Here is a 23493-nt window from a genome sequence, read left to right on the forward strand (position 1 = left end):
CGCTACATGAGGGCGCAAGGGGCGCGAGTCAAGCTATCCTGCCGGTTTCCCCCTCTTCAGGCGAAATTGGGCGTGCTTCGATCATGACAAAAGCCTGCGCCCAGGGGTGATCATCCGTCAAAGTTACGTGAATGATGGCTTCATGGCCCGGCGGCGTCATCTTGGCCAGCCGGTCCGCCGCCCAGCCAGTGACATGCATCACGGGTTGGCCCGTTCGCAGATTGCTGACGGCCATGTCTTTCCAGGCGATACCCATGCGCAGGCCTGTTCCCAGGGCTTTGGAGCAGGCTTCCTTGGCGGCCCAGCGTTTGGCATAGGTCCCCGCCACATCGCGACGCCGCTCCGCCTTGCGCTGTTCGGTTTTGGTGAAAACACGGTTGCGGAAGCGATCTCCGAACCGGTCCAGGGTGCCCTGGATGCGCTCGATATTGGCGAGATCGGTTCCGATGCCAAGGATCATTTACCAGCAGCCGCTTTGGCGCGTGCTTTGAGTTGACTGTTGAGGCCAAGACGGAGAAAGGCCGCATTGCAGACATAGGTCACCAGCGCGATCAGGGAGAGAACCAAGGCCCAACCAGATAAGCCAATTGTGGTGATAATTCGTATCTCTGTCTCACCGCCGAAAACGACTACGAACAGAACACTTGCCGCAAAGGCCACAGCGACACCACAAACAGTCATCGGAATGGCCGCCTTCCAGGCAGCCCCCCAGCCCAACGGTTGCTGTTGAGTACCTGCTTGCCGCTGTCCCTCGACCATTGCAGCCATCATTGCCGGTAGCAGCGTTGAGAGGCTGGCAGGTATGGTAATCCCCGCAAGAGCCAGTAGCGTCGTGACCAGCATCAACACAACAACCGTCGTCACATAGATCAAGGCATAGCGTTTTAGATTGATAGTCATGGGCGCGCGGCGTCCATCAGGCGGCGCATTTCCTGGATCGCAGGTGTCAGGCCGCTAAAGATCGCTTCTCCAATCAGGAAATGCCCGATGTTCAACTCCTTGACCTCGGGCAGACCCGCGATGGGCTGGACACAATCAAAAGTCAGACCATGGCCTGCGTGCACCTCCAGCCCCAGGGAATGGGCAAACGTTGCCATCTCCCGCAGGGCTTCGAATTCGCGGTCGCGCTCTTCAAAACGGCCCTCGGCATGGAAATCGCAATAGGCACCGGTATGCAGCTCGATCACCTCGGCGCCGATCCGGTTCGCCGCCTCGATCTGGCGCTGGTCGGCGGCGATAAAAATCGACACCCGGCAGCCCGCATCGCGCAATGGTGCAATGTAATGCGCCAGCTTGTTTTCTTCGCGCGCCACTTCCAGCCCGCCCTCAGTCGTGCGCTCTTCCCGCTTTTCCGGCACGATGCAAACCGCATGCGGCTTGTGACGCAGGGCGATTTTCTGCATCTCTTCGGTGGCGGCCATTTCAAAATTCAGCGGCACAGTCAAAGCATTCATCAGCCCTTCGATATCGGCGTCGACGATGTGACGGCGATCTTCGCGCAGATGCGCGGTGATGCCATCGGCGCCGGCCTCTTGCGCCAGAACGGCAGCGCGCACCGGATCCGGGTAGGCGCCCCCACGGGCATTGCGCACGGTGGCAACGTGATCGATATTTACACCCAACCGCAAAGCGTTCTGAGCCATGTCATCTGTCCTGGTATCTGAAACTGTTGGGCTGAGACTAGACAGCGCCACGCCAAGGGCAACCCCCTGCGGGGCTCTGCCGTGCTATTTTACCTTGCGCACCCGCGGCAGCGAGAGCTTCGGCTTAGCTTTCAGCTCAGGCGTGATCACCTGCACACCTGCAGCTTCCATCTCCGCACGTTTCCTGATCGCTTCAAACTTGGCCTTGATCCGGCTACGACGGTGCTGCTGATAGGCACGGATCACCGGGAGGCTGATCATATAGCAAATTGTCGCCGTGATGACGCCCGGCACGACACCACCAACCAGATAGGGAAAGAAAACCTCATCATAGAACAGGTGGAGCCCATCCCAATCGGCTGGCTGGTCGCGGAACAAAGCAAAAAGATTGTCTTTGAGGTCTTTGCCGGCATCGATGAACTTGCCGATCAATGACGTATCCACGTCTTCGTCAAATTCGGTGCCCAGCATCCAGTGACCCGTCTGCAGCGCCGCAACGCCAATCGGCACATAGGTCAGCGGATTGCCAAAGAATGTCCCGCTGAGGGCGGCCAGAATATTGCCGTTGATCAGCCGCGCGATCAGGGCGGCAACGACAAAATGCATGGCATAAAACGGCGTGAAGGTGGTGAAGACCCCCGCCCAAACCCCGCGCGCGATACGTTCAGGCGAATCAGGCAGGCGACGTACGCGGTGTTTTACGTAATGAAATGCGCGCGCCCAGCCCCCACGGGGCCAGACGAAATCCGCAACCGCTCTGTGGAGCGGGCGTCTATCCCGGCGCCTGAATACCAAAGCCCTGCGTCCTTCCTATTTCCAACCGAGCTATCCCGAAATCGAGCGTGTCTCCGGCTTCTCCCGGAACCGCGCAACCTCTGCCACATCACTCTCGGCTTCCAATGTCAGCATCAGCGAATGCAGCTGTTCCACATCCCTCAGCTCTACATTGACCATAAGCCGGTAAAAGTCTGGTTTCCGATCGACAAATTCCAGGTCCGAGATATTGGCCTTTTTCTCGCCAATCAATGTGCAAATACGTCCCAGTACACCTGCGTCATTGCCAATGGTCAGCCCCAGCGTCACGCCATAGGCCGCCTGATGCATGCCGCTGTGCCAATGCACATCCACCCAGCGCTCTGGCTGGCTTTCAAATTCGCTGAGGCGGTCGCAATCGGCGGCATGCACCACAACTCCGCGGCCACGGTAGGTGATACCAATGATGCGTTCTCCAGGCAGCGGCTGGCAGCAGGGCGCACGCTCAAAACTTTGCCCGGCCTCAAGGCCGATCACCGCGCGACGCGGAGAAATGACATCGCCTTCTTGCGAGGTGAGTTCAGGATAAACCGCCTGCACAACATCATGCGCAGTAATTTCAGCAGCGCCAAGACGCGCCAGAAGTTCATTCACAGTACCTACCCGCAGGGCGCGGGCAGCGGTTTCCAGAACCTTGTCGGTCGCCTTGCGGTCGACATGCTCAAAGGCGGAGCGCGCAAGTTCATGCCCCAGTTTGACAAAACGTTCGCGATCAACCGCCCGCAGCGCACGCCGAATAGCGGTGCGCGCCTTGCCGGTAGTGGCGATATCGAGCCAGCTCACCTGTGGCGTCTGACCCTCGGCGGTGATGACTTCGACCGACTGACCATTGCGGATCCGTGTCCACAGCGGCACCCGGATGCCGTCAATCTTGGCACCGACGCAAGCGTGACCGATTCGGGTGTGAATGGCATAGGCAAAATCAATTGGCGTCGCGCCCTTGGGCAGCTTGGTGACATCGCCCTTTGGTGTGAAGCAAAAGACCTGGTCAGAATACATCTCCAGTTTGACCGCCTCGAGGAATTCATCGTGGTCCTCCTCGGCGTCAAACTGTTCCGTCAGCGAGGCGATCCATTTCGCCGGATCCACCGCAAAGGGGTTTTCGCTGCGTACACCATCGCGGTAGGACCAATGCGCCGCAACGCCGGTTTCGGCAACATCGTGCATTTGACGGGTACGGATCTGCACCTCGACCCTCTTGCCATCGCGTCCCGACACCGTGGTGTGGATCGACCGGTAGCCGTTGGATTTTGGCTGGCTGATGTAGTCCTTGAACCGCCCCGGAACCGCGCGCCAGCGCTGATGGATGGCGCCGAGTGCGCGGTAGCTATCTTCTTCGCACTGGGTAATGACGCGAAAGCCGTAGATGTCTGAGAGCCGCGAAAACCCCTGATCCTTGGCCTGCATTTTGCGCCAGATCGAATAGGGCTTTTTTGCCCGACCAAAGACCTCGGCCTCGATACCGGCTTTTTCCAGCTCAATGCGCATATCACCAGTGATGCGATGGATCACATCGCCGGTCTCGCGTTGCAGGGTGACAAAGCGGCGGATGATCGACTGGCGGCCTTCGGGGTTCAGCACCTTGAAGGCTAGGTCTTCCAGCTCTTCGCGCATCCATTGCATCCCCATGCGCCCGGCAAGTGGCGCATAGATATCCATGGTTTCGCGGGCTTTTTGCGCCTGTTTATCCGGGCGCATCGCCTTGATCGTGCGCATATTGTGCAGCCGGTCAGCGAGTTTGACCAGAATGACCCGCAGGTCCTTGGACATCGCCATGAACAGCTTGCGGAAATTCTCGGCCTGTTTGGTCTCACGGCTCGACAGCTGAAGATTGGTCAGCTTGGTGACGCCATCGACCAGCTCGGCCACTTCGACACCAAACCGCGTCGCAACCTCCTCGTAAGAGGCTTTGGTGTCTTCGATTGTGTCGTGCAAAAGGGCAGTGATGATGGTTGCATCATCCAACCGTTGCTCTGTCAGGATCGCGGCGACGGCAACGGGGTGGGTAAAATAGGGCTCGCCCGAGTGACGAAACTGCCCCTCGTGCATCGCTTCGCCATAGGCAAAGGCGTCGGCGATTTTATCGGCGTTGGTCTTTGGGTTGTAGTTGCGGACCAGAGCAATCAGGTCTTCTGGTGAAATCATATCCGGTCCGCAGCCTCAGAACGGGTAGTGCCGGTGTCAGCCCTGCCCCTGGGCCTCCATCAGTGCGCGCAGCAGTTTTTCTTCCGACATGTCGTCGTCTGCGGGCTTGTCGTTTTCGGCGCCCATCAGCAGAGCCATCGAATCTTCTTCGGGCTCATCGACTTCGATCTGGCTCTGATTGTTTTCGATCAGACGCTCACGCAGATCATCAGCGCTTTGGGTTTCTTCGGCGATCTCGCGCAGCGACACGACAGGGTTCTTGTCGTTGTCACGCTCAACGGTCAGCTCAGCTCCAGCGGCGATTTCGCGGGCGCGATGGGCGGCCAGCATCACCAGCTCAAAGCGGTTCGGAACTTTGTCTACGCAGTCTTCAACCGTCACGCGGGCCATAGGCGACTCTCCAAAATCAATGTGGGTCCGGAAGGGCGACTTTTACGCCCAAATCTTTTTATTGACAAGCGCAGAAAGCACCCCGTGGCAGTCATTCGACCGGCAATACCGCTTCCAGCTCGCTTTTTGGCAATGCATCGCGCAATTCCAAGATGGTTTTCCCCAAAACCGGGTGCCGCCAATCGGGGCAGATGTCACAAAGCGGAACCAGAACAAAAGCGCGGTCCTGCAGGCGCGGGTGCGGAAGAATCAGCTCTTTCGGCGCCTCCTTCATCTGCTGCTCCACTGCCAGGTCGTACCAATACATGTAGCCTGCGTTATCAGGCAGAACCTGATCACCGACAGCAATCAGGTCGAGATCAAGGGTCCGCATCCCCCAACGCTGCTCGCGCAGACGTGAAAACTGCTGCTCAATGCCATGCAGATGCTGCAATAAATCGGATGGAGAAAGCGTGGTTTCAACCGTCATGGCCGCATTCACATAGTCGGGCCCGGCTCCCACCGGAAAACAAGGGGTTTGAAAAAGTCGCGAAACTTGGCATAGTTCACCCAATAGGAGAGTGAGTTCTTTGATTGCAGCCAGAAGGATGTCGCGCGGCAACATTTCGCCCAGCGGCAGGTTAGCGCCCAGCGCTATAATCGCTTTTGTTCGTAAAATGGTCACTTTTGACCTCATTTAGGAAAACCCGTACACTTGAAGCAGGTGCCAAAGTACTTACAATATGTCCACCCGTTTCGCCGCACCACATTCACTCACGGATCATTTGGCGAATTCGGATTTACCGGAAGGACACTTTAGATGTTTTACAAAGACGAACGGCTTGCGCTGTTCATTGACGGTTCAAATCTCTATGCCGCTGCCAAGGCGCTGGGGTTTGATATCGACTACAAGCTTTTGCGGCAGGAATTTATGCGCCGCGGTAAGCTGCTGCGTGCCTTTTATTATACGGCCCTGCTGGAAAACGACGAATACTCCCCCATCCGCCCCCTGGTGGATTGGCTGAACTACAATGGTTTCACCATGGTAACCAAGCCCGCCAAGGAATACACCGACAGCATGGGCCGCCGTAAAGTCAAAGGCAATATGGATATCGAACTCGCAGTCGATGCTATGGAACTGGCCCCACGCGTGGATCATATTGTGCTGTTTTCAGGGGATGGCGATTTCCGCCCACTGATTGCCAGCCTGCAGCGTCAGGGTGTTCGGGTCTCTGTCGTCTCGACCATTAGCAGTCAACCGCCAATGATCTCAGATGAGTTGCGCCGTCAGGCCGATAACTTCATCGAACTGGAAGAGCTGAAGGATGTGATCGGACGTCCACCACGCGAACATCCCGTCGACACCCGCCCTGTCACGGCCGTTCAAGGCTGAGAACTCGGCAACTGCTAGACCATCAGGTTTTCGGTGCACACAGACTGAGCCTGCAACGTCAGCAGGTAAAGTCAGAACGAACCTGAAAAGGCTGTCAGTGATTTCTTGTGCGAGATTTTCTGTCAGGCTCTCGAGCGCCCACTCATACGCCCGAGGTCACCTGGCAGAGCTTGCCCGGCTGCGTTCACCGGCCCAAGTTCACTGGCCTAAGTTCACTGGCCCCGACCTTAGGGTCAACTTTTCCTGTACCTCTGATTCAGGCGCCTCTCACTCGGGGCGCCTGCTCTTCACTTAGTAGGTACGCCCCGGCTCACCTCCGAGACAACGCCTAACTAGCCTGCAGCCGAGGCCCCACGTTTTTGGACAAGATCCGGGATGTGCTGTCGCAACGCTTGCTCCAGGGCCGCGATGGTCACCGGCTTTGAGACATAGCCATCCATACCTTCGGCATGGCAGCGATCCGCTTCCCCCTCCAACGTTTTTTTTTTTCAAGCAGAAGACGGCATACGAGATAGTCCTTGGTCGGCTTCAGCCTGGCGAATGGCCCGGGTCAGTTCGAACCCATCCATGACCGGCATTTGGCAGTCCGTCAGGATCACTTCATAGTTGCCGCTCCGCCAGGCCTCGAGGCATTCGGCCCCATCGCGTACAATCGTCACTTCACAGCCCAATAGAGCCAGCTGACGCTCGATCACCGCGCGATTGATCTCGTTGTCTTCGGCCACCAAAACGCGTTTTGACACCTGATCAATCGCAGCGACCTCTTTCACGGCTTCTTGCCCAGACCCGATTTTCGCACCCCGCCCTCCCAAACTGGCCAGCGCTTCCCAGAACTCGCTGGGCAGGATGGGTACGGCCTGAACTGAGATGCACCTGTCAGTCACACAGCCGGACACACCCCGGGCACCAATATCATAGTCAAGTTCCAGAACATTGAGGTGGGGCGCTTCAGCTGCCAACTGTTCCCGGAACCAGATTTCGCGACGATCCCCGCGATCCATAGCCGAAAGAACAAAGACCACATCCCGGCCGGCCTGACGTGCCAGAGACATGAACTCATCCCGGTTAGAAACCCATTTAAGGTCGCAATCTGCCGCCATAACATAGCTTGGCCAGGTACAGCATTCCCCCGACTGGGGCATCAGTGCGACCACTTTAGTTCCCGCAAGTTTTGGCACCTTGATCGGCCCTGACGGATCCACAATGGGCAGACGCACAGAAAACAGCGAGCCCTCACCAACGGTGCTCTCGACAGAAATGTCACCACCCATTGTGGTCACCAGCTGCCGAACGATCGTCAACCCCAGCCCATTGCCCTGAATCATCCGCTTGGTCACCACGCCGGATCGTTCAAACGGCGAAAAAATGACTTCCTGCACGTCTTTTTCGATACCAATACCATTGTCCTGCACCAAAAACTCGACCCAGCCCGGCTCATTCATATGAACCCGAAGACTGACACGGCCAGGGTCTTCATTTGGCATCGGCTCGGAAAATTTGATGGCATTCCCCAGCAGATTTAGCAGAATTTGCCGCAACCGGCCCGCATCGCCAGTCATCGTATCAGGCAAATCGGGCTGCACTGACAGGGCAAGACTCACCTGAAGCTGGCTTGCATGTGGTCGCAGCGTGGCCAAGGCGCTCTCGATTACTGAAAGCGGCCGCATCGGGGCCTGTACTAGCTCCATCTTGCCCGCTTCGATCTTTGACACATCCAGAATATCGTCAATGATCCACAAAAGTGAGGTGGAAGATTCGCGGATTGTATGCAGGATACGGCGCTGCTCCGGCGTGAGCTCGGTGTTTTCCAGGATTTCGACCATGCCGATCACCCCATTCATCGGGGTCCGGATTTCATGGCTCATGGCGGCGAGGAATTCGCTTTTGGCTCGATTTGCCTTTTGTTCATCCTGATGCGCCCGAACCAGATCATCGCTGTAGTTGTCGGCCAGTTGGCCAAAGGCCATGGTTTCAAAGATGATAATCGCAAAGGTGGTCAAAAGCACACCACCGGACAGATAGGCCTGTCCGAATTCCATGCCCAGTATTGGTGGGCCAAAGAAGTCATGGCCCAGGTATCGATACATCAGCCAGCTCAGCAGAATGCTGGCAAGCAAGGCAAGAATCACTGACCTTTCTCGTCGCATGGAAAAGGTCATGAACGGCCCCCCGAGAAGGGCCGCAAACAGCAGTTCCACATTGCTGGCGGGATGGATCGTAAACACTGCGCCGATCACTGACATCAAGCCGGTACCGAACCATGTCAGCCGCGCCACCATTTTGTATTTGGTCCGGATCAGGAAACTGGCCGTGGTGGAACCAACGACAGCAATGGAGGCAATCGCCACCACCACAGGTTCTTGGAATGAAACACCAAAAATGATCCAGAAGATCCCAAGGAGAACCACAAGATTGGAGGTGGTGCGTACCGTTCGGAACCGCCGATCCATCAGGGCGGTATGTTGCTGCAACACGACGCGTTCCTGCTTTTCGGACGCGGCCTGTTCACTGTGAACCTTTGCTTCAGACACGTGACCTCCTAAAAAACTTTTGCGACCTCTAAATACGGGCCGCCGTGCCACTCAACGAAAACGAGATCCGCACAGCCTAACACCGTGCGAACCACGACCCTCTGCCATGACGCAAAACGCGCGCAACAACCTCAAGGTGTCGAGAGAATGCGCACAACGGGTTAACATTCCCTGTTTTGCCGACATATTTCAGCGGCCCGCTAGGAAATATTCGAAGTACCCGGAAACCTACTCTGCACTCGGGGCCATTCTGGCCTCAGATCCTGGGCAACCATGATCGTATTTGCAGTGCCGCCCTACGTCGCAGTCTGGACCTTGAACCAGGAAAGCCTTAGATCTTCACGCAAGGAGACGCCCGCTATGACCAAACCTGCCCTGACCCTATATCTGGCCGCACCGCGTGGCTTTTGCGCCGGTGTTGATCGCGCTATCAAGATCGTCGAGCTGGCGCTGGAGAAATGGGGGGCACCGGTCTATGTGCGCCACGAAATCGTGCACAATAAATATGTGGTGGACGGGCTGCGCGACAAAGGCGCCATCTTTGTCGAAGAGCTGGACGAATGCCCCGAAGACCGCCCGGTGATCTTTTCCGCCCATGGTGTGCCGAAATCGGTGCCTGCCGCCGCAGAGGCCCGTCAGATGGTCTATGTCGATGCCACCTGCCCGCTGGTCAGCAAGGTCCATATCGAAGCCCAGCGTCACGCGGAAAACGGCCTCCAGATGATCATGATCGGCCACAAGGGACATCCCGAAACCGTCGGCACCATGGGCCAACTACCCGAAGGCGAAGTCATCCTGGTGGAAACCCCCGAGGATGTCGCCCATGTCACCGTGCGCGACCCAGCCCAGCTGGCCTATGTCACCCAGACGACCCTGTCGGTGGATGACACCAAAGGGATAGTAGCAGCCCTCGAGGCCCGCTTTCCCGCCATAGTCGGCCCGCACAAGGAAGACATCTGCTATGCCACCACCAACCGCCAGGAAGCGGTCAAGGCAGTCGCCCCGAAATCGGATGCGATGCTGGTGGTGGGGGCACCCAACTCCTCCAACTCGCGTCGGCTGGTAGAGGTCGGCTCCAAAGCAGGCTGTAAATACGCGCAATTGGTGCAGCGTGCCGAAAACATCGACTGGCGCGCCCTCGACGGTATTTCGAGCATTGCCATTACCGCGGGGGCTTCGGCACCAGAACTGCTGGTGAACGAGGTGATCGACGCCTTTCGCGCCCGCTATGAAGTCACCGTCGAAGTGGTTGAAACCGCTGTCGAGCGGGTCGAGTTCAAAGTGCCGCGCGTGCTGCGTCAAGCAGCGCAATAGTCATCAATCCACTGTCCAGTCTCTCAGAGATCTGCACTGAAATTGGCTGGAAACTGACTGTTTACCGCCGCCCTCCTTCCCCCTAGGCTGAGCAAAATCAAGCTCTCGATCCATAGGCGGAAGGCGCGACCCATGATAACTCTGCAGTTCCTGATCACGGCTATCGTGGTGGTTTTAGCCCCCGGCACCGGGGTTCTTTACACTCTGGCGCTGGGTCTTGGTCAGGGCAGTCGCGCCGCTGTCTGGGCCGCCTTGGGCTGCACCTTCGGGATCCTGCCGCATCTGATGGCGGCCACCCTTGGGCTGGCCGCCCTGTTGCACAGTTCTGCATTGCTGTTTCAGATCGTCAAAACCCTCGGGGTTCTCTATCTGCTCTACCTCGCTTGGCAGGCGCTCCGGTCCGGTGGCGCTTTGGCGGTGTCTTCTCAGACTAGATCCCAGTCGCCGTGGCGCATTGCCCAACGAGGCGCGCTAATCAATATTCTCAATCCAAAACTATCCGTGTTTTTCCTGGCCCTGTTGCCGCCTTTCCTGTCAGGTAATCCGGAAACCGCAACGCTTGAGATGGCCTCCCTTGGCGGTGTCTTCATGGCGCTGACCTTTGGCGTCTTTGTGCTCTACGGTTTTTTTGCAGCGCAGGCCCGTCAGTTTGTGCTGGGCTCCGAGACGGTTTTGAAATGGCTCAATCGCGGCTTTGCCAGTATCTTTGCCGCCCTTGCTGCCCGACTGGCTGTTGAACGCGCCTAGCGTTTGCGCAGCTGTGCACCCCCTCTTTCCCCGACTTTCCCCCTGACGAGCAAGGCCCCCGAATGAGCGACGCCGAAACCCTTCGCATCTATGATGCCCATGCCGCAGATTATGCGCAAAAGAACCAAAGCTATCTCAGCAATGATCCCCGGCTGCTGGAATTCATCACCGCTTGTCCCGCAGGCGGGCGGGTTCTGGATCTTGGGTGCGGCCCCGGCACCTCGGCCGCAGTTATGGCCAAGGCAGGTCTTTTGGCGGAGGCGACCGATGCTTCTGCCGAAATGGTTGCTCTGGCAAATCAGCAGACAGGTGTCGCAGCACGGCTGGCGCAGTTCGAAGACCTGAAGGCGCGATTCATCTATGATGGCATCTGGGCCAATTTCTGCCTGCTGCACGCCCCGCGCAGCGCCTTTTCCAGCCATCTTGCCGCGATAAAACAGGCACTCAAACCCGGTGGTGCCTTTTACATTGCGCTCAAGACCGGTAAAGGCGAGGCCCGCGACACATTGGGGCGGCTGTATACCTACTACGAGGAAGATGAATTGAACGACCTGCTCGCGCGCGAAGGCTTTACCGTGCTGAACTCTACCCATGGTAGCAGCGAAGGCCTGGATGGCCAGATTGCCCCCTGGATCTCGGTGGCGACACATGCCTGATCTCTATGCCTACACCGATGGCGCCTGCTCCGGCAATCCCGGCCCCGGCGGCTGGGGTGCCCTGCTGCAGGCCATGGATGGCGACACCGTGGTCAAGGAAAAGGAGTTGCAGGGCGGCGAGGCCAATACCACCAACAACCGGATGGAACTGCTGGCGGCAATCAACGCACTGGAAAGCCTCGCCCGTCCCTCTGCCCTGACCGTCGTCACCGATAGCAACTACGTCAAGAACGGCATTACCGGCTGGATTCACGGCTGGAAAAAGAACGGCTGGAAAAACGCCGCGAAAAAGCCCGTCAAGAATGCCGAACTTTGGCAGCGCCTGGACGAAGCCCAGCGCCGCCATCAGGTCACCTGGGAATGGGTCAAGGGCCACGCAGGCCATCCTGAAAACGAACGCGCGGATGAGCTGGCCCGGGCCGGCATGGCCCCGTTCAAGAAAGGTCAGTCAAAGGCATGAGGGTCCGATACAGATCCGAGGGCATTCAGGCATGACCTTTCTCACCCTGCTCGACTATGCCTCGGTTCTGGTCTTTGCGCTGACAGGTGCATTGGTCGCCAGTCGGGCTCAGCTGGATATCGTCGGCTTTGCCTTCGTGTCCTGCCTCACGGCAGTTGGCGGTGGCACGGTGCGCGATCTTCTGCTCAATCGGGACGAGGTCTTTTGGGTCGCTGACCCCAATTCGGTCCTGCTGGCCGCAGGGGCTGCCGTTGTGGTGTTCTTCACCGCACATCTAGTTGAAAGTCGGCTGCGCTGGGTGATCTGGCTCGATAGTTTTGCACTGGCGATTGCGGTTTCAGCGGGCACAGGCGCTGCCATGGCGCTCGATAAACCGGCGGTTATTGTGGTGCTGATGGGGATGGCGACCGGCAGTCTTGGCGGATTGATGCGTGACGTGGTGGTCGGTGAAGTGCCTCTGGTGTTGAAACAAGGTGAGCTCTACATCACCTGCGCTATGAGTGGCGCGATCTCGGCTGTTGCCGCCGTCTCTATTGGTGTGCCTACAGGGTTAGCACTGATCCTTTGTGCCGGGGTCTGCTGGGTATTGCGGGCAGGCTCCATCGCATTTGGCTGGCATCTGCCAGTCTACAAAAGTCGCCCGCCACGCAGTTGACCGCCGCTGGCCTGCGGCCTTGCCCCCCTACTGAACAGAAGTCGTGGTCAGCGTTTGATATAGGTCTGCCACAGCCAGATCAGCGCCAGCGCGCCAAGAACCGCACCGACCAGCCCCGCCATCATGCCCATCACCGCAAGCAACGTGCGCAAGACCAGCCCGCCAATCAGCGCGCCTGCGATGCCGATCACCACAGTGGTGATGATATCCGCCTCGATGCGCATCAGACGCGTCGCCAGAAACCCTGCGGCTGCACCAATAATGATCAGAAATACAATGTTCATGAAGATCTCCGCTAACGTCGCCAATGAAACGGCACGATGACCAGCGCGCCGATTGACGACACGATAGCATTCAGCCCCGGCGCGCCAAAGCCCACCCCAAACATGATGCGGACAAAATAAAACAGAAAGGCACCGCCAACACAGATAATGATCGAAGGCAGATAGCCATTATGGGTGAAGCCGCTCTTTTCAGAGGCGTAGCCAGTTATCCCGGCGATCACCACGGTGCCCATCAGGGTCAGAAACATCCCGGCTCTCCTGCTACAGCTGTTGCCCAGTCGCGAGCGGGAACCCCCGCACAAAGATCTCACGATCCTGCGCGCCTTTGCCTGCGCGTTGCAAGCGCAACAGCTCCACCGCCCCCGTGCCGCAGGCAACAACCAGGCGGTCGCCATCCAGCACCTGCCCCGGATTGCCCTGCCCAGAGTCCCCGCCGGTGGCCAGACGTGAGGCCAGTAGTTTCACCCGCTGACCGTCAATTTCGACCCAGGCACCGGGAAAGGGTGACAGGCCCCGGATCTTGCGATCCACCTCCTCGGCCGTCTTGGCCCAGTCGATCTGCGCCTCGCCCTTGTCAATTTTGGCGGCATAGGTCACCCCCTCTTCGGGCTGCGGACCCGGCGCCAGCCCGTCGAGATGGCGCAGGGCGGTGACAATCAGCGAGGCACCCATTTCTGACAGGCGGTCATGCAGCGCACTGGTGGTTTCTTCCTCGCCAATGGGCGTGGCTTCGCGCAGCAGTACCGGGCCGGTGTCCAGCCCTGCCTCCATCTGCATGATGCAAATGCCAGTCTGCTCATCGCCCGCCATGATGGCGCGATGGATCGGGGCGGCCCCACGCCAGCGCGGCAGAAGGCTTGCGTGAATATTCAAACAGCCTTTGGCAGGGGCATCCAGAACTGCCTGCGGCAGGATCAGCCCATAGGCGACAACCACGGCGACATCTGCACCAAGTGCTGCAAACTCCACCTGTTCCGCCGCGCCTTTCAGCGACACCGGGTGACGCACCTCCAACCCCAGTTCCAACGCTCGGGCGTGTACGGGTGTCGGGCGATCTTTCTTGCCGCGGCCTGCCGGACGCGGCGGCTGGCAATAGACCGCTGCAATCTCGTGGCCCGCTGTCACCAGCGCATCCAGTACCGGCACCGAGAAGTCCGGCGTTCCCATGAAGATGACGCGCATAGTGTGTCTCCCAGCCTTAGCCGTTCAGTTTCTTGGATTTCTTGATCAGCATATCGCGCTTCACCTTGCTCAAGTGGTCAAAATAGAGCTTGCCGTTCAAGTGGTCGATCTGGTGCTGTACGCTTGTGGCCTCGATACCAACAAAATCACGCTCGGTGATCTCCCCGGTCTCATCCATGTAGCGCACGGTGACCGCACGCGGGCGTTTGATCTTGGCCGAAACACCAGGCAGGTTCGGGCTGGCCTCTTCGTGTTCGCGCAGCTGAGTCGAGGCATGCAGCACTTCGGGGTTGGCCATGCGCACAGCGCGACCGCGCTCTTTGGAGCCATCCACCACCGCGAGACGGAGCATCACGCCAATCTGATTGGCGCCAAGGCCCACACCGGGCATTGCCTCCATCGTATCGATCATATCGGTCCAGATCTGGCGAATCTCGTCGGTGATTTCGCTCACCTCAGCGGCAGCAGTGCGCAGGCGTTTGTCGGGCCAGGGCAGACAGATACGTGCAGTCATGGGGCAGTCTCCTGAAAACGGGCGAATTCGGCCTCGGCGCGGGCGCGGTCTGCCGCTGCCAGCCGGTCAAAGGTCACAAGGCCTTCGAGATGGTCATATTCATGCTGGATACAGCGGGCGGCAAAACCGTCAAACTCCCCCTGCTGTTGTGCGCCATGCTGGTCTTGCCAGCGCAGCTCCACAGTCGAAGGGCGCAGCACCGGGGTCACAACGCCGGGGATCGAAAGACAACCCTCGTCGCCGAGTTCTTCTACCGGGCCAAAGGACAGTATTTCGGGATTGATCATCGCCAGAGGCTTTCCCGCCCCCTCCTTCCAGGTGGCGTCCATCACGAAAAGGCGTTTCAACACCCCAACCTGCGGCGCCGCCAGCCCCCGTCCGGGGGCGGCATACATGGTTTCAAACATATCGGCGATCAGCGCACTCAGGTCCTCCTCCCCGACCGGGGCACAGGGTGTGGACAGCGCGGCCTCGGGCCAGTGCAGGATCGGCAGCAGCGCCATACCCGTCAGCCCCGCGCCCGCTCACGTTTGAGCTTTTGCATCTTGCGGGTGATCATCTGACGTTTCAGTGGCTTGAGGTAGTCGATAAACAGCTTGCCATCGAGATGGTCTATCTCGTGCTGAACACAGGTGGCCCAAAGCCCATCAAAGGTCTCGCGCTGCGGGTTGCCATCGCGATCCATCCATTCGACCTCGACATCCCTTGGGCGGGTGACTTCGGCGTATTGGTCCGGGATCGACAGGCAGCCTTCCTCGTAGACGTTGGTTTCGTCCGAGGTGGCGATGATTTCGGGGTTGAACATAACCAGCGGCCTGCCAGCTGTGCCTTCTTCCTTTTCGCAATCCAGCACGATCAGACGGTCCAGAATACCGATCTGGGGTGCCGCCAGGCCAATACCGGGCGCCGTATACATGGTTTCCAGCATGTCATCGGCCAATACGCGCAGCTCATCAGAGACATCGGCAAGCGGCGCACAGGCCTTTTTCAGGCGGGGATCGGGATGGATCAGGATCGGGTGTTTCATGGGCCTGATTTAGGACATTGCCCCTGCCACTGCAACGCCCCCGTGACATCGCGTCCCGCGCGTGGCTTTCCGGTCTGTTTTCGCCCAGGAACTCCGCGACCTCACGCGCAGTTGAACACCCCGTTACGGATCCTCTTGCACATGGCGCAATTCCCGCTAGCTTCGCTGGCAAACAAGCGGAGTTTTCCTTATGGATTTTGACAGCATCATCGACCGTCGCGGCACCCACAGCGTGAAATGGGACAATATGGAGGGCCTCTATGGCGTCTCGCCGGATGATGGGTTGTCAATGTGGGTGGCCGACATGGATTTCGCCGTGCCCCCGGCTGTCAGCAACAAAATGCGCGAGATGGCGGATCATGGCATCTATGGCTATGTCAATTGTGACACGCCCTACAAGGATGCGATCCGCTGGTGGATGCAGAACCGCCATGGCTGGCAGGTCGAGGCGGATGCGATTTTCACCACCACAGGCCTCGTGAATGGTGTCGGCATGTGTCTCGACACCTTTACCCAGCCCGGCGATGGCATTGTGCTGTTCACACCAGTCTATCATGCCTTTGCTAAGGTCATTAACAATGCCGGGCGCGATGTCGTCGAATGCGAGATGATCAATCGTGACGGTCGTTACGAGATGGACATGGCGGCCTATGACGCGCAGATGACCGGCAAGGAAAAGATGGTCATCCTCTGTTCGCCGCATAACCCTGGTGGGCGGGTCTGGACCCAGGACGAATTGCAGGCGGTGGCCGATTTTGCTAGACGCCATGACCTGGTCCTGCTGTCGGATGAGATCCACCATGATCTGGTATTTGATGGAGCGACGCATATTGCGATGCAGAACGCCGTGCCTGAGATCACCGACCGGCTGTTGATGCTCACCGCGCCGTCCAAGACCTTCAACTTTGCAGGGCTGCACACAGGTCAGGTGATCATTCCTGACCCGCATCTGCGCGAGCAGTTCCGCCGCCGCATGCTGGCGCTGGCACTGTCACCCAACTCAGCGGGGCAGCTGGCTACTGCAGCGGCCTATTCCCCGGAAGGGGCCGAATGGGCCGACGCGCTGGTCAGCTATATTGACGGCAACCGTCAGGCTTTTGACGCGGCGATCGCCGATATTCCCGGTCTAAATTCGATGAAACTGCAGGCGACCTACCTGTCTTGGGTCGATTTCTCCGGCACCGGTATGAGCCGCGAGGAATTCACCAACCGTGTGGAACAGGGCGCAGGTATTGCGGCCAACCACGGCACCACCTTTGGCACCGGCGGCGAAAGCTTTTTGCGGTTCAACATGGGCACTCAGCGCAGTCGTATCATCGAAGCAGGCGAGCGTCTGGCCAAGGCATTTGAAGATCTGCAATAGCGCATGCTCAAGCGCCTTTTCAAACTGGTTGCACTCTGTCTAATTGCAGCCCTTGGCTGGGGAATATGGCAGAGCTACGGCCCCCAGCCCGCCCCACCTGATCTGGCGGCTGCCGCGGATCGGGTGGATCGCATCCTGATCGAGAAATCCGCCCGCCGCCTGACCGCAAGCCGACAAGGGGAAACGGTATTGGAGTACAATATCGCGCTTGGCTTTGAACCACGCGGGGACAAATTTCAGGAGGGCGACGGCAAAACCCCGGAAGGGCTGTTCAAAGTCAACCGGCGCAATGAGCAAAGCAGCTACCACCTGTCGCTTGGCCTGGACTACCCTCATGCAGAGCACAAAACACTTGCCGCCGCGGCCGGTGTCAGTCCAGGCGGCGATATCTTCATCCATGGGCAGCCCAATACCCTGGGCGGGGTTCTCATCCTGCCCGGCGACTGGACCGCAGGCTGCATCGCCATCAGCGATGCAGAGATGGACGTGCTCTGGGAATTGGTCGAGCTGGGAACCGTGGTGGAAATCAGACCCTAAAGCTGGGCATCTGGTGCAAAAGGCCAGGCATCAAAGACGACCCTCGGCACCGTCATTACCCAGCAGGCCAACCGGCGCATCCGGCGCGCGGTAGAAATCAAGCGGGGCCGTTTCGGCGGCAGGTGTGGCGCGCTTGAACTCATAGCGCATCTCGCCGCCTTCGGCCTCGGAGGCGACGATCAGACACTGCGACAGGTGCCGCGCCCCATCGTAAAGATCTACCAGACCACGCAGTTGCGGCGCAGTCTCCTCTTCGACAGAAAACCCGGTTTTCCAAGTCCGCAGAACCCGGAAAAACTCCCCATCCGCAGCCACCCGCAGGCGGCTTTTCTTTTTCAGGCCGGAAACACGCGCGGCATCCAGGGCCTCTTGAACAGCTTTTGGCACATAGGTGGTCATGGCAGTGGCCTTTTTTGGCAAACGAGTGCGCGAAGAGATTCGCATCCAGGCATGACCTTGCGGCCACCTCCTAAAGGTGACCGACAAATAGATAAAATCAAGTGAACATTTTGAAACAGGCTGCGACCAAATGGAGAGGGCACCAGCTTGTGATGTGCACCCGCGCAGAGCGGCTGCGCGGCGGCGGGGGTAGGACCGGCGACCGGCGCCGCCTAGCTTGTTTTTCAGCCAAAACGACAGCGTAAGGAGCAAAGTGAGATGGGACTACTGGTTGATGGGATCTGGCAAGATCAGTGGTATGATACCAAATCCACCGGCGGCGCCTTCAAGCGCTCCGAAGCACAGTTTCGCAACTGGCTGACAGCAGACGGCAGCCCCGGCCCTACAGGGCGCGGTGGCTTTGCAGCCGAAAGTGGGCGCTACCATCTTTATGTTTCGCTGGCCTGTCCCTGGGCGCATCGCACGCTGATCTTTCGCAAGCTGAAGAATCTCGAAGATCATATCTCTGTCTCTGTGGTGCATCCCGATATGCTGGACCATGGTTGGACCTTTGAAAAAGACGACCATGGCGCTACCGGCGATCACCTTTTTGACAGCGTCTTTGCCCATCAGATCTATACCCGCGCCGACCCGAACTATACGGGCCGTGTCACCGTGCCTATTCTCTGGGACAAACAGGGCGAGACCATCGTCTCCAATGAAAGCGCCGATATTATCCGGATGTTCAACTCCGCTTTTGACGGGTTAACCGGCAACACCCTGGATTTTTGGCCGGAAGAGCTGCGTGAACCCATCGAGGCCGTCAATGCGCGCATCTATGACACCGTTAACAATGGCGTCTACAAATGCGGCTTTGCCACCAGCCAGGCCGCCTATGACGCAGCAGTTGCCCCACTTTTTGAATCCCTTGACTGGCTGGAAGATTTGCTGTCGCAGCATCGCTACCTGCTGGGCGACCGCCTAACCGAGGCCGACTGGCGGCTTTTCACCACGTTGGCCCGGTTTGATCCGGTCTATCACCTACACTTTAAATGCAACTTTAAGCGGATCGCGGACTACCCTAACCTCTGGGCCTATTGCCGTGAGCTGTACCAGCATCCCGGCGTTTCCGAGACCGTCGGCATGCAGCATATCGTCCGCCACTATCACTACAGCCACGCGACGATTAACCCCAACCGGATCATACCCGTGAACCCGGACATCAACTGGCAGGAGGCGCACCGGCGCGACTAGGTATCGCCCACAAACTGCCGCTGCGGCGCCTGTTAACAATTTGCCCCCATAGATTGTGAAGCATACTTGCCTTATACGCTCCACTGTTCCATACGCAAAGGATACAGGGCGCAACGCGCAGTAAGTGTCAGCAGGTCAGGGCCAGCTCATGTCGGCAAGAGTTTCAGATTACCCAGTCGAAACCGGGGCCACGGTGCGGGATCATGGCGGCAATCTGAGCGCCGCCATCCAGCGCTATGGCGGCAGTCGCTGCAATTGGATTGATCTGTCGACCGGGATCAACCCGCGGCCCTACCCACTGCCGGATTTCACGCCGAATGATTGGACTGCGCTGCCCGATAGTGCCGCCTTTGATGATCTGCAGATTGCCGCAAGGCAGTTCTGGAACATTCCCGATCAGGCGGCTGTGCTGCCAGCGCCGGGTGCTTCGGCGCTGATTGCCCAGGTGCCGGGCCTCGCCGCCCCGCGCTGGGTCAAGATCGAGACACCAACCTACAACGAACATGCCGCTGCCTTTGCCAACCACGGCTGGGCCATCGCCGAAGGAGAGCCCGCCGAAGCCCGCGTCGCCGTACACCCCAACAATCCGGATGGCCGCCTGTGGCGGGCAGAAGAGCTGGTCGCGCCGCTTACCGTGATCGACGAAAGCTTCTGCGATGTCTGCCCGGACCAAAGCCATATCAATCTGGCCACTCGTCCCGGCACCATCATCCTGAAGAGCTTTGGCAAATTCTGGGGTCTTGCTGGCCTGCGGCTGGGCTTTGCCATTGGCGATCCCGCATTGATACAACAGCTGGCCAATTTGCAGGGGCCCTGGGCCGTATCCGGCCCTGCCCTGAAGACCGGTATTCAGGCCTTGCAGGACCATGAATGGGCCGACGCAACCCGGCAGTCGCTGGCACAGGACACCAAACGCCTTGATCAACTGGCCGCTGCCCGTGGCGCCCGTCTGGTCGGCGGCAGTGATCTGTTCCGGCTCTATGAGGTTAGCGATGCCGCAGCCTGGCAGGACCGGCTGGCCCACGCCCATATCTGGAGCCGTATCTTCCCCTATTCCGAAAACTTTCTGCGTCTTGGCCTGCCACCGGAAAACGGCTGGGAGCGGCTGGAGGCAACGCTATGAATCTGGCCTGGGTCCTCGTCTTTGCACTGCTGCTCGATGCTCTTCTGGGTGAGCCGGACTGGCTATGGGCGCGCGTAACACACCCGGCAGTGCTCATGGGCAAAGTGGTGTCCTGGTTGGATAAACGGCTGAACCAAGGCACCGGCAAGCGTGTCAAAGGGTCTTTGGCTATTTTTGCGTTGGTTCTTGTAGGGCTGGCGGCCGGTTGGGTCTTGTCGCTCTTTGGCCCCATTGTCGAATGTCTGGTCGCGGCGGTGTTGCTGGCGCAACGTTCGCTGGTCGAGCATTTGCGCGCTGTCGCGACGGGTCTGGCGCGCGGCCTGCAGGACGGGCGACGTGCTGTGGCAATGATTGTCAGCCGTGACACCGAGACAATGACTGGTCCGCAGGTGGCACGATCGGCCATCGAAAGCGGCTCCGAGAATATGTCGGATGGGGTGATCGCACCTGCGTTTTGGTTTCTGGTCGCAGGGCTGCCGGGAATTATCGCCTACAAGCTGATCAATACCGGTGACAGTATGATCGGCTATCGCAATGATCGGTATGAGGATTTCGGCTGGGCCACTGCCCGGCTGGACGATCTGGTCAACCTGATCCCCGCCCGACTGACCGGCCTGCTGGTGGCGCTGGCCGGGGGCTGTCTGCGTGACTGGCCCGCCATTCGCCGCGATGCCCGCCTGCACCGCTCGCCGAATGCCGGTTGGCCAGAGGCTGCCATGGCGCGGGCGCTTGGCCTGTCACTGGCAGGGCCCCGATCCTACGATGGCGAGATGCGCGAGTTTCCCTGGGTCAATGCGGCTGGCACCAAAAGCATAACCGGCCCGGCAATTCTGCGCTGCACCGAGGTGCTCTGGCAGGCCTGGGCACTTGGGCTGGTGCTAGTGGTTGCTTTTGCACTCATCTTTTAGCACATACAGGGACAAGCCACCTGAATAGGACTGTCCCCATGCGCATATTGCCCCTTGCCCTCATTGCCTGTTTGATGCCGGTTGCCGGATTTTCTCAGTGCGGCGGCAAATTCACGAGCTTTGTGCAGTCTCTCAAACAGGAGGCGGTGACAGCGGGCTATGACACCGCCACCGTCAATGGATTTTTCAAAGGCGCGCGGCAGGACCCTAAGGTGCTGAAAGCAGACCGCGCCCAAGGCGTGTTCCAGAAACCCTTCATCGAGTTCTCCCGCCGCCTGATTTCGCAAAGCCGCATCGACCGTGGCCGCGCAATGGCCAAAAAATACGACAGCACCTTCCGCCGTATCGAGGCCACCTATGGCATCAATCGCGGCGTGCTTCTGGCCTTTTGGGCCTTTGAGACCGACTACGGCAGCTTTCAGGGGGATTTCAACACCCGCAACGCGCTGATCACCCTGGCCCATGATTGCCGCCGCCCCGAACTGTTCCGACCACAGATTTTTGCAGCACTTGAACTGTATAAGCGGGGCAATTTCGACCCTGCCCGCACCACCGGAGCCTGGGCCGGGGAAATCGGCATGGTGCAGATGTTGCCGCGCGATATTCTTGACAATGGCGTCGATGCTGATGGCGATGGCCATGTCAGCCTCAAGACCTCAGCCCCGGATGCGCTGATGTCAGGCGGCAAGATGCTGTCTCATCTGGGCTGGCAGGCGGGGCAACCCTGGCTGCAGGAAGTGACGATCCCCAAAGGTTTGGATCTGTCCCAAACCGGCACCGGCAGCAAGCTTGCGGCCAAGGAATGGCAGCGCCTTGGTGTGCGCGCCAAGGATGGCGCATTGGCGGCGCCTGGCTTGCAGGCATCCCTTCTGCTGCCGCAGGGACACAAGGGGCCGGCCTTTCTCGCCTACCCCAATTTCGACGTCTATTTCGAATGGAACCAAAGCTTTACCTACGTGCTGACCGCTGCCTATTTTGCCAACCGCCTGGAAAGCGGCGCAATCTATGACGCAGGATCGCCAGATCAGGGGCTGACCAGTTCACAGATGAAACAGCTGCAGAAAAAACTTCAAGCGCGCGGCCATGATGTTGGCAAGGTGGATGGTATTCTCGGGGCCAAGACCCGTCAGGCCATCCAGAGCGAACAGCAGCGTCTGGGTCTGCCGGCAGATGCCTGGCCGACCCCGGCCCTGCTAAAACGGCTCTGACCCCTGCCCTGCAATGCCCGGGACAAGCTGCTATCGGACCGGGTAGCGCTCTCCATCGGATGTAATCAAGACGATGCGTGCACCGCTGTGAACATAGAGATCACAGCGCGCCAGGCCATTGGCATAGTCCACACAGACCGATCCATCCGCTGCGATGTGGTAGCTCCCCCAGGCAGTGCCGCCACCATTGGCGACAGAATAGGTGTAGGCATAGGCCCCGCCCAGGGCGAAATGGGCCTCGCCATCGTCATAAAACACAAACGACTGTCCCGGCAGCTCCGCCAGTTCACTGTGATCGAACGGGACATCGCCGGGGCGAAGCGGCCAATTAGTGTCCCTGCCAGCGTCCCTGTCAGCTGCCAAAGCCGCCGACGACAGTATGAAATTGGCGAGACAACAAAAAAGGGGCATGAGAGATTTCATGCCCCGATCCTAGACCGAATTGACCAGCCTGGCTGTCACAACTGAGTGACCCAGGCCAAGTCCAGCCTGTCGTCTTATTTACCAGTCGATGAGGTCTTCAAATTCGCTCATCGAGCGTGACCAGAGGCTGACCATGGCTGCGAAATCATCCGCGCTCACCCCGTCATCTCCTAGGTAGATGTCCATTTCGATTCGCGCAGAGCCACTGTCAGAGACATAAGCCCGAGCGTAGCGGTTTTCAGCGTTCCAGGTGTTGATCTTGGACAGGCGCACGCTGCCATCGGTTTTGTAGCCAGAAAAGAACTGAACCGCGTCGCAGTTTCTGTTGTCATCGCAGCCATAGTAATAGACCGAGAATTCATTGCCGTAATAGGTGACGTCCAGTTTCGGATCCCCGACGTTGTCCACCGTCGCGTCAACTTCCGCACCTTCGTTCTGAAAATAGCGTTCCAGGCTGCTAGCACTTTTTGCCACGACATTCTGCGCCTGGGCCACTACCGGGCTGGTAACAAGCAAGGCTGCAACTGCAATGTGTTTTGTGAATTTCATATGTTCCTCCAATCAAT

29 protein-coding genes are annotated in these 23493 nt (G+C 58.7%); 12 read left to right on the top strand and 17 right to left on the bottom strand.

Going from position 1 to position 23493, the window contains the following annotated elements; genetic code table 11:
* Positions 1-28: 28 nt before the first annotated feature.
* From acpS to folK, 7 genes are all read right to left on the bottom strand, one after another.
* Complete coding sequence (gene acpS, locus PH5382_RS03870) at positions 29-460, bottom strand: holo-ACP synthase (protein ID WP_058333051.1); 432 nt, start codon at positions 458-460, stop codon at positions 29-31.
* A complete protein-coding gene (locus PH5382_RS03875) occupies positions 457-900 on the bottom strand; it encodes an ABZJ_00895 family protein (RefSeq protein ID WP_058333052.1) in 444 nt (147 codons plus the stop codon). Before PH5382_RS03875 ends, acpS begins: the two co-directional genes overlap by 4 nt.
* Complete coding sequence (locus PH5382_RS03880) at positions 897-1643, bottom strand: pyridoxine 5'-phosphate synthase (protein WP_058333053.1); 747 nt, start codon at positions 1641-1643, stop codon at positions 897-899. The genes PH5382_RS03875 and PH5382_RS03880 overlap by 4 nt, the downstream gene beginning before the upstream one ends.
* 84 nt (positions 1644-1727) lie before the next feature.
* Positions 1728-2438, bottom strand: coding sequence for a DUF2062 domain-containing protein (locus tag PH5382_RS03885; RefSeq protein ID WP_058333054.1), 711 nt, complete (start codon positions 2436-2438; stop codon positions 1728-1730).
* Positions 2439-2468: 30 nt separating this feature from the next.
* Entirely contained in the window at positions 2469-4601 is a 2133-nt protein-coding gene (locus tag PH5382_RS03890) for a RelA/SpoT family protein (RefSeq protein WP_058333055.1), read from the bottom strand.
* Between the two features lie 36 nt (positions 4602-4637).
* Positions 4638-4991: a DNA-directed RNA polymerase subunit omega gene (gene rpoZ / locus PH5382_RS03895; protein ID WP_058333056.1), complete on the bottom strand. Its 354-nt coding sequence runs from the start codon at positions 4989-4991 to the stop codon at positions 4638-4640.
* Positions 4992-5082: 91 nt separating this feature from the next.
* Positions 5083-5667 carry a 2-amino-4-hydroxy-6-hydroxymethyldihydropteridine diphosphokinase gene (folK, locus tag PH5382_RS03900; protein ID WP_197409991.1) on the bottom strand — a complete coding sequence of 195 codons (585 nt, stop codon included), beginning with the start codon at positions 5665-5667 and terminating at the stop codon, positions 5083-5085.
* Between the two features lie 123 nt (positions 5668-5790).
* Between folK and PH5382_RS03905 the strand changes: the two genes are divergently transcribed.
* Entirely contained in the window at positions 5791-6363 is a 573-nt protein-coding gene (locus PH5382_RS03905) for a LabA-like NYN domain-containing protein (protein WP_058333058.1), read from the top strand.
* A gap of 332 nt (positions 6364-6695) precedes the next feature.
* Here the strand turns inward: PH5382_RS03905 and PH5382_RS19690 are convergent, their stop codons facing one another.
* Entirely contained in the window at positions 6696-6839 is a 144-nt protein-coding gene (locus PH5382_RS19690) for a response regulator (RefSeq protein WP_156414831.1), read from the bottom strand.
* A gap of 2415 nt (positions 6840-9254) precedes the next feature.
* Between PH5382_RS19690 and ispH the strand changes: the two genes are divergently transcribed.
* From ispH to PH5382_RS03935, 5 genes are all read left to right on the top strand, one after another.
* The gene (gene ispH, locus PH5382_RS03915; protein WP_058333060.1) at positions 9255-10208 is read left to right on the top strand and encodes a 4-hydroxy-3-methylbut-2-enyl diphosphate reductase; all 954 of its coding nucleotides are present in this window, start codon (positions 9255-9257) and stop codon (positions 10206-10208) included.
* Between the two features lie 132 nt (positions 10209-10340).
* A complete protein-coding gene (locus tag PH5382_RS03920) occupies positions 10341-10955 on the top strand; it encodes a LysE family translocator (protein WP_058333061.1) in 615 nt (204 codons plus the stop codon).
* A gap of 62 nt (positions 10956-11017) precedes the next feature.
* Positions 11018-11611 (top strand): class I SAM-dependent DNA methyltransferase, encoded by a 594-nt coding sequence (locus PH5382_RS03925; RefSeq protein WP_058333062.1) that lies wholly within the window; start codon positions 11018-11020, stop codon positions 11609-11611.
* Complete coding sequence (gene rnhA / locus PH5382_RS03930) at positions 11604-12071, top strand: ribonuclease HI (protein ID WP_058333063.1); 468 nt, start codon at positions 11604-11606, stop codon at positions 12069-12071. Before PH5382_RS03925 ends, rnhA begins: the two co-directional genes overlap by 8 nt.
* A gap of 31 nt (positions 12072-12102) precedes the next feature.
* Positions 12103-12726, top strand: a complete 624-nt coding sequence (locus PH5382_RS03935; protein ID WP_058333064.1) for a trimeric intracellular cation channel family protein — start codon at positions 12103-12105, stop codon at positions 12724-12726.
* Positions 12727-12773: 47 nt separating this feature from the next.
* Here the strand turns inward: PH5382_RS03935 and PH5382_RS03940 are convergent, their stop codons facing one another.
* Genes PH5382_RS03940 through def (PH5382_RS03965) form a run of 6 tightly spaced genes read right to left on the bottom strand, consistent with a single transcriptional unit; the run spans position 12774 to position 15733 of the window.
* Positions 12774-13010: a GlsB/YeaQ/YmgE family stress response membrane protein gene (locus PH5382_RS03940; protein ID WP_058333065.1), complete on the bottom strand. Its 237-nt coding sequence runs from the start codon at positions 13008-13010 to the stop codon at positions 12774-12776.
* Positions 13011-13021: 11 nt separating this feature from the next.
* Positions 13022-13258, bottom strand: coding sequence for a hypothetical protein (locus tag PH5382_RS03945; protein ID WP_058333066.1), 237 nt, complete (start codon positions 13256-13258; stop codon positions 13022-13024).
* 13 nt (positions 13259-13271) lie between these two features.
* A complete protein-coding gene (fmt, locus tag PH5382_RS03950; protein ID WP_058333067.1) occupies positions 13272-14192 on the bottom strand; it encodes a methionyl-tRNA formyltransferase in 921 nt (306 codons plus the stop codon).
* A gap of 16 nt (positions 14193-14208) precedes the next feature.
* A complete protein-coding gene (gene def / locus PH5382_RS03955) occupies positions 14209-14706 on the bottom strand; it encodes a peptide deformylase (protein WP_058333068.1) in 498 nt (165 codons plus the stop codon).
* Positions 14703-15209, bottom strand: coding sequence for a peptide deformylase (def, locus tag PH5382_RS03960; protein ID WP_058333069.1), 507 nt, complete (start codon positions 15207-15209; stop codon positions 14703-14705). The genes def (PH5382_RS03955) and def (PH5382_RS03960) overlap by 4 nt, the downstream gene beginning before the upstream one ends.
* Positions 15210-15214: 5 nt before the next feature.
* Positions 15215-15733 (bottom strand): peptide deformylase, encoded by a 519-nt coding sequence (def, locus tag PH5382_RS03965; RefSeq protein WP_058333070.1) that lies wholly within the window; start codon positions 15731-15733, stop codon positions 15215-15217.
* Positions 15734-15923: 190 nt separating this feature from the next.
* Between def (PH5382_RS03965) and PH5382_RS03970 the strand changes: the two genes are divergently transcribed.
* Together PH5382_RS03970 and PH5382_RS03975 are read left to right on the top strand one after the other, a co-directional pair.
* Positions 15924-17096 carry a MalY/PatB family protein gene (locus PH5382_RS03970; protein ID WP_058333071.1) on the top strand — a complete coding sequence of 391 codons (1173 nt, stop codon included), beginning with the start codon at positions 15924-15926 and terminating at the stop codon, positions 17094-17096.
* A 3-nt stretch (positions 17097-17099) separates the two neighbouring features.
* Positions 17100-17633: a L,D-transpeptidase family protein gene (locus PH5382_RS03975; RefSeq protein ID WP_058333072.1), complete on the top strand. Its 534-nt coding sequence runs from the start codon at positions 17100-17102 to the stop codon at positions 17631-17633.
* Positions 17634-17663: 30 nt separating this feature from the next.
* On the opposite strand, the gene PH5382_RS03980 is transcribed toward PH5382_RS03975, so the two are convergent.
* Entirely contained in the window at positions 17664-18032 is a 369-nt protein-coding gene (locus PH5382_RS03980) for a hypothetical protein (protein WP_058333319.1), read from the bottom strand.
* Between the two features lie 258 nt (positions 18033-18290).
* Between PH5382_RS03980 and PH5382_RS03985 the strand changes: the two genes are divergently transcribed.
* The 4 genes from PH5382_RS03985 (at position 18291) to PH5382_RS04000 (ending at position 22504) form a co-directional block, all read left to right on the top strand.
* Entirely contained in the window at positions 18291-19265 is a 975-nt protein-coding gene (locus tag PH5382_RS03985) for a glutathione S-transferase family protein (protein WP_058333073.1), read from the top strand.
* Between the two features lie 148 nt (positions 19266-19413).
* Positions 19414-20388 carry a threonine-phosphate decarboxylase gene (locus tag PH5382_RS03990; RefSeq protein WP_058333074.1) on the top strand — a complete coding sequence of 325 codons (975 nt, stop codon included), beginning with the start codon at positions 19414-19416 and terminating at the stop codon, positions 20386-20388.
* Positions 20385-21296 (top strand): adenosylcobinamide-phosphate synthase CbiB, encoded by a 912-nt coding sequence (gene cbiB, locus PH5382_RS03995; RefSeq protein ID WP_058333075.1) that lies wholly within the window; start codon positions 20385-20387, stop codon positions 21294-21296. Before PH5382_RS03990 ends, cbiB begins: the two co-directional genes overlap by 4 nt.
* Before the next feature lie 38 nt (positions 21297-21334).
* Entirely contained in the window at positions 21335-22504 is a 1170-nt protein-coding gene (locus tag PH5382_RS04000) for a lytic murein transglycosylase (RefSeq protein ID WP_058333076.1), read from the top strand.
* Positions 22505-22534: 30 nt separating this feature from the next.
* Here the strand turns inward: PH5382_RS04000 and PH5382_RS20335 are convergent, their stop codons facing one another.
* A complete protein-coding gene (locus tag PH5382_RS20335; protein ID WP_306341241.1) occupies positions 22535-22762 on the bottom strand; it encodes a hypothetical protein in 228 nt (75 codons plus the stop codon).
* A 243-nt stretch (positions 22763-23005) separates the two neighbouring features.
* On the bottom strand, positions 23006-23476 hold the full coding sequence (locus tag PH5382_RS04010; protein ID WP_058333078.1) for a YbjN domain-containing protein: 471 nt from the start codon (positions 23474-23476) through the stop codon (positions 23006-23008).
* Between the last annotated feature and the right edge of the window lie 17 nt (positions 23477-23493).

This window comes from Phaeobacter sp. CECT 5382 (genome assembly GCF_001457775.1).
GTDB lineage: Bacteria > Pseudomonadota > Alphaproteobacteria > Rhodobacterales > Rhodobacteraceae > Pseudophaeobacter.

What these genes read in the sequence shown, in the direction of transcription:
- PH5382_RS03880 (WP_058333053.1), bottom strand. Translation starts at nt 1,643, where the DNA reads ATGGCTCAGAACGCTTTGCGGTTGGGTGTAAATATCGATCACGTTGCC.
- PH5382_RS03890 (WP_058333055.1), bottom strand. Translation starts at nt 4,601, where the DNA reads ATGATTTCACCAGAAGACCTGATTGCTCTGGTCCGCAACTACAACCCA.
- PH5382_RS03905 (WP_058333058.1), top strand. Translation starts at nt 5,791, where the DNA reads ATGTTTTACAAAGACGAACGGCTTGCGCTGTTCATTGACGGTTCAAAT.
- PH5382_RS04010 (WP_058333078.1), bottom strand. Translation starts at nt 23,476, where the DNA reads ATGAAATTCACAAAACACATTGCAGTTGCAGCCTTGCTTGTTACCAGC.
- PH5382_RS03970 (WP_058333071.1), top strand. Translation starts at nt 15,924, where the DNA reads ATGGATTTTGACAGCATCATCGACCGTCGCGGCACCCACAGCGTGAAA.
- PH5382_RS04000 (WP_058333076.1), top strand. Translation starts at nt 21,335, where the DNA reads ATGCGCATATTGCCCCTTGCCCTCATTGCCTGTTTGATGCCGGTTGCC.
- PH5382_RS03940 (WP_058333065.1), bottom strand. Translation starts at nt 13,010, where the DNA reads ATGAACATTGTATTTCTGATCATTATTGGTGCAGCCGCAGGGTTTCTG.
- PH5382_RS03920 (WP_058333061.1), top strand. Translation starts at nt 10,341, where the DNA reads ATGATAACTCTGCAGTTCCTGATCACGGCTATCGTGGTGGTTTTAGCC.
- rnhA (WP_058333063.1), top strand. Translation starts at nt 11,604, where the DNA reads ATGCCTGATCTCTATGCCTACACCGATGGCGCCTGCTCCGGCAATCCC.
- def (WP_058333070.1), bottom strand. Translation starts at nt 15,733, where the DNA reads ATGAAACACCCGATCCTGATCCATCCCGATCCCCGCCTGAAAAAGGCC.
- rpoZ (WP_058333056.1), bottom strand. Translation starts at nt 4,991, where the DNA reads ATGGCCCGCGTGACGGTTGAAGACTGCGTAGACAAAGTTCCGAACCGC.
- PH5382_RS03975 (WP_058333072.1), top strand. Translation starts at nt 17,100, where the DNA reads ATGCTCAAGCGCCTTTTCAAACTGGTTGCACTCTGTCTAATTGCAGCC.
- PH5382_RS03980 (WP_058333319.1), bottom strand. Translation starts at nt 18,032, where the DNA reads ATGACCACCTATGTGCCAAAAGCTGTTCAAGAGGCCCTGGATGCCGCG.
- PH5382_RS03925 (WP_058333062.1), top strand. Translation starts at nt 11,018, where the DNA reads ATGAGCGACGCCGAAACCCTTCGCATCTATGATGCCCATGCCGCAGAT.
- cbiB (WP_058333075.1), top strand. Translation starts at nt 20,385, where the DNA reads ATGAATCTGGCCTGGGTCCTCGTCTTTGCACTGCTGCTCGATGCTCTT.
- PH5382_RS03875 (WP_058333052.1), bottom strand. Translation starts at nt 900, where the DNA reads ATGACTATCAATCTAAAACGCTATGCCTTGATCTATGTGACGACGGTT.
- folK (WP_197409991.1), bottom strand. Translation starts at nt 5,667, where the DNA reads ATGAGGTCAAAAGTGACCATTTTACGAACAAAAGCGATTATAGCGCTG.
- def (WP_058333069.1), bottom strand. Translation starts at nt 15,209, where the DNA reads ATGGCGCTGCTGCCGATCCTGCACTGGCCCGAGGCCGCGCTGTCCACA.
- PH5382_RS03985 (WP_058333073.1), top strand. Translation starts at nt 18,291, where the DNA reads ATGGGACTACTGGTTGATGGGATCTGGCAAGATCAGTGGTATGATACC.
- ispH (WP_058333060.1), top strand. Translation starts at nt 9,255, where the DNA reads ATGACCAAACCTGCCCTGACCCTATATCTGGCCGCACCGCGTGGCTTT.
- acpS (WP_058333051.1), bottom strand. Translation starts at nt 460, where the DNA reads ATGATCCTTGGCATCGGAACCGATCTCGCCAATATCGAGCGCATCCAG.
- PH5382_RS03990 (WP_058333074.1), top strand. Translation starts at nt 19,414, where the DNA reads ATGTCGGCAAGAGTTTCAGATTACCCAGTCGAAACCGGGGCCACGGTG.
- fmt (WP_058333067.1), bottom strand. Translation starts at nt 14,192, where the DNA reads ATGCGCGTCATCTTCATGGGAACGCCGGACTTCTCGGTGCCGGTACTG.
- PH5382_RS03935 (WP_058333064.1), top strand. Translation starts at nt 12,103, where the DNA reads ATGACCTTTCTCACCCTGCTCGACTATGCCTCGGTTCTGGTCTTTGCG.
- PH5382_RS03945 (WP_058333066.1), bottom strand. Translation starts at nt 13,258, where the DNA reads ATGTTTCTGACCCTGATGGGCACCGTGGTGATCGCCGGGATAACTGGC.
- def (WP_058333068.1), bottom strand. Translation starts at nt 14,706, where the DNA reads ATGACTGCACGTATCTGTCTGCCCTGGCCCGACAAACGCCTGCGCACT.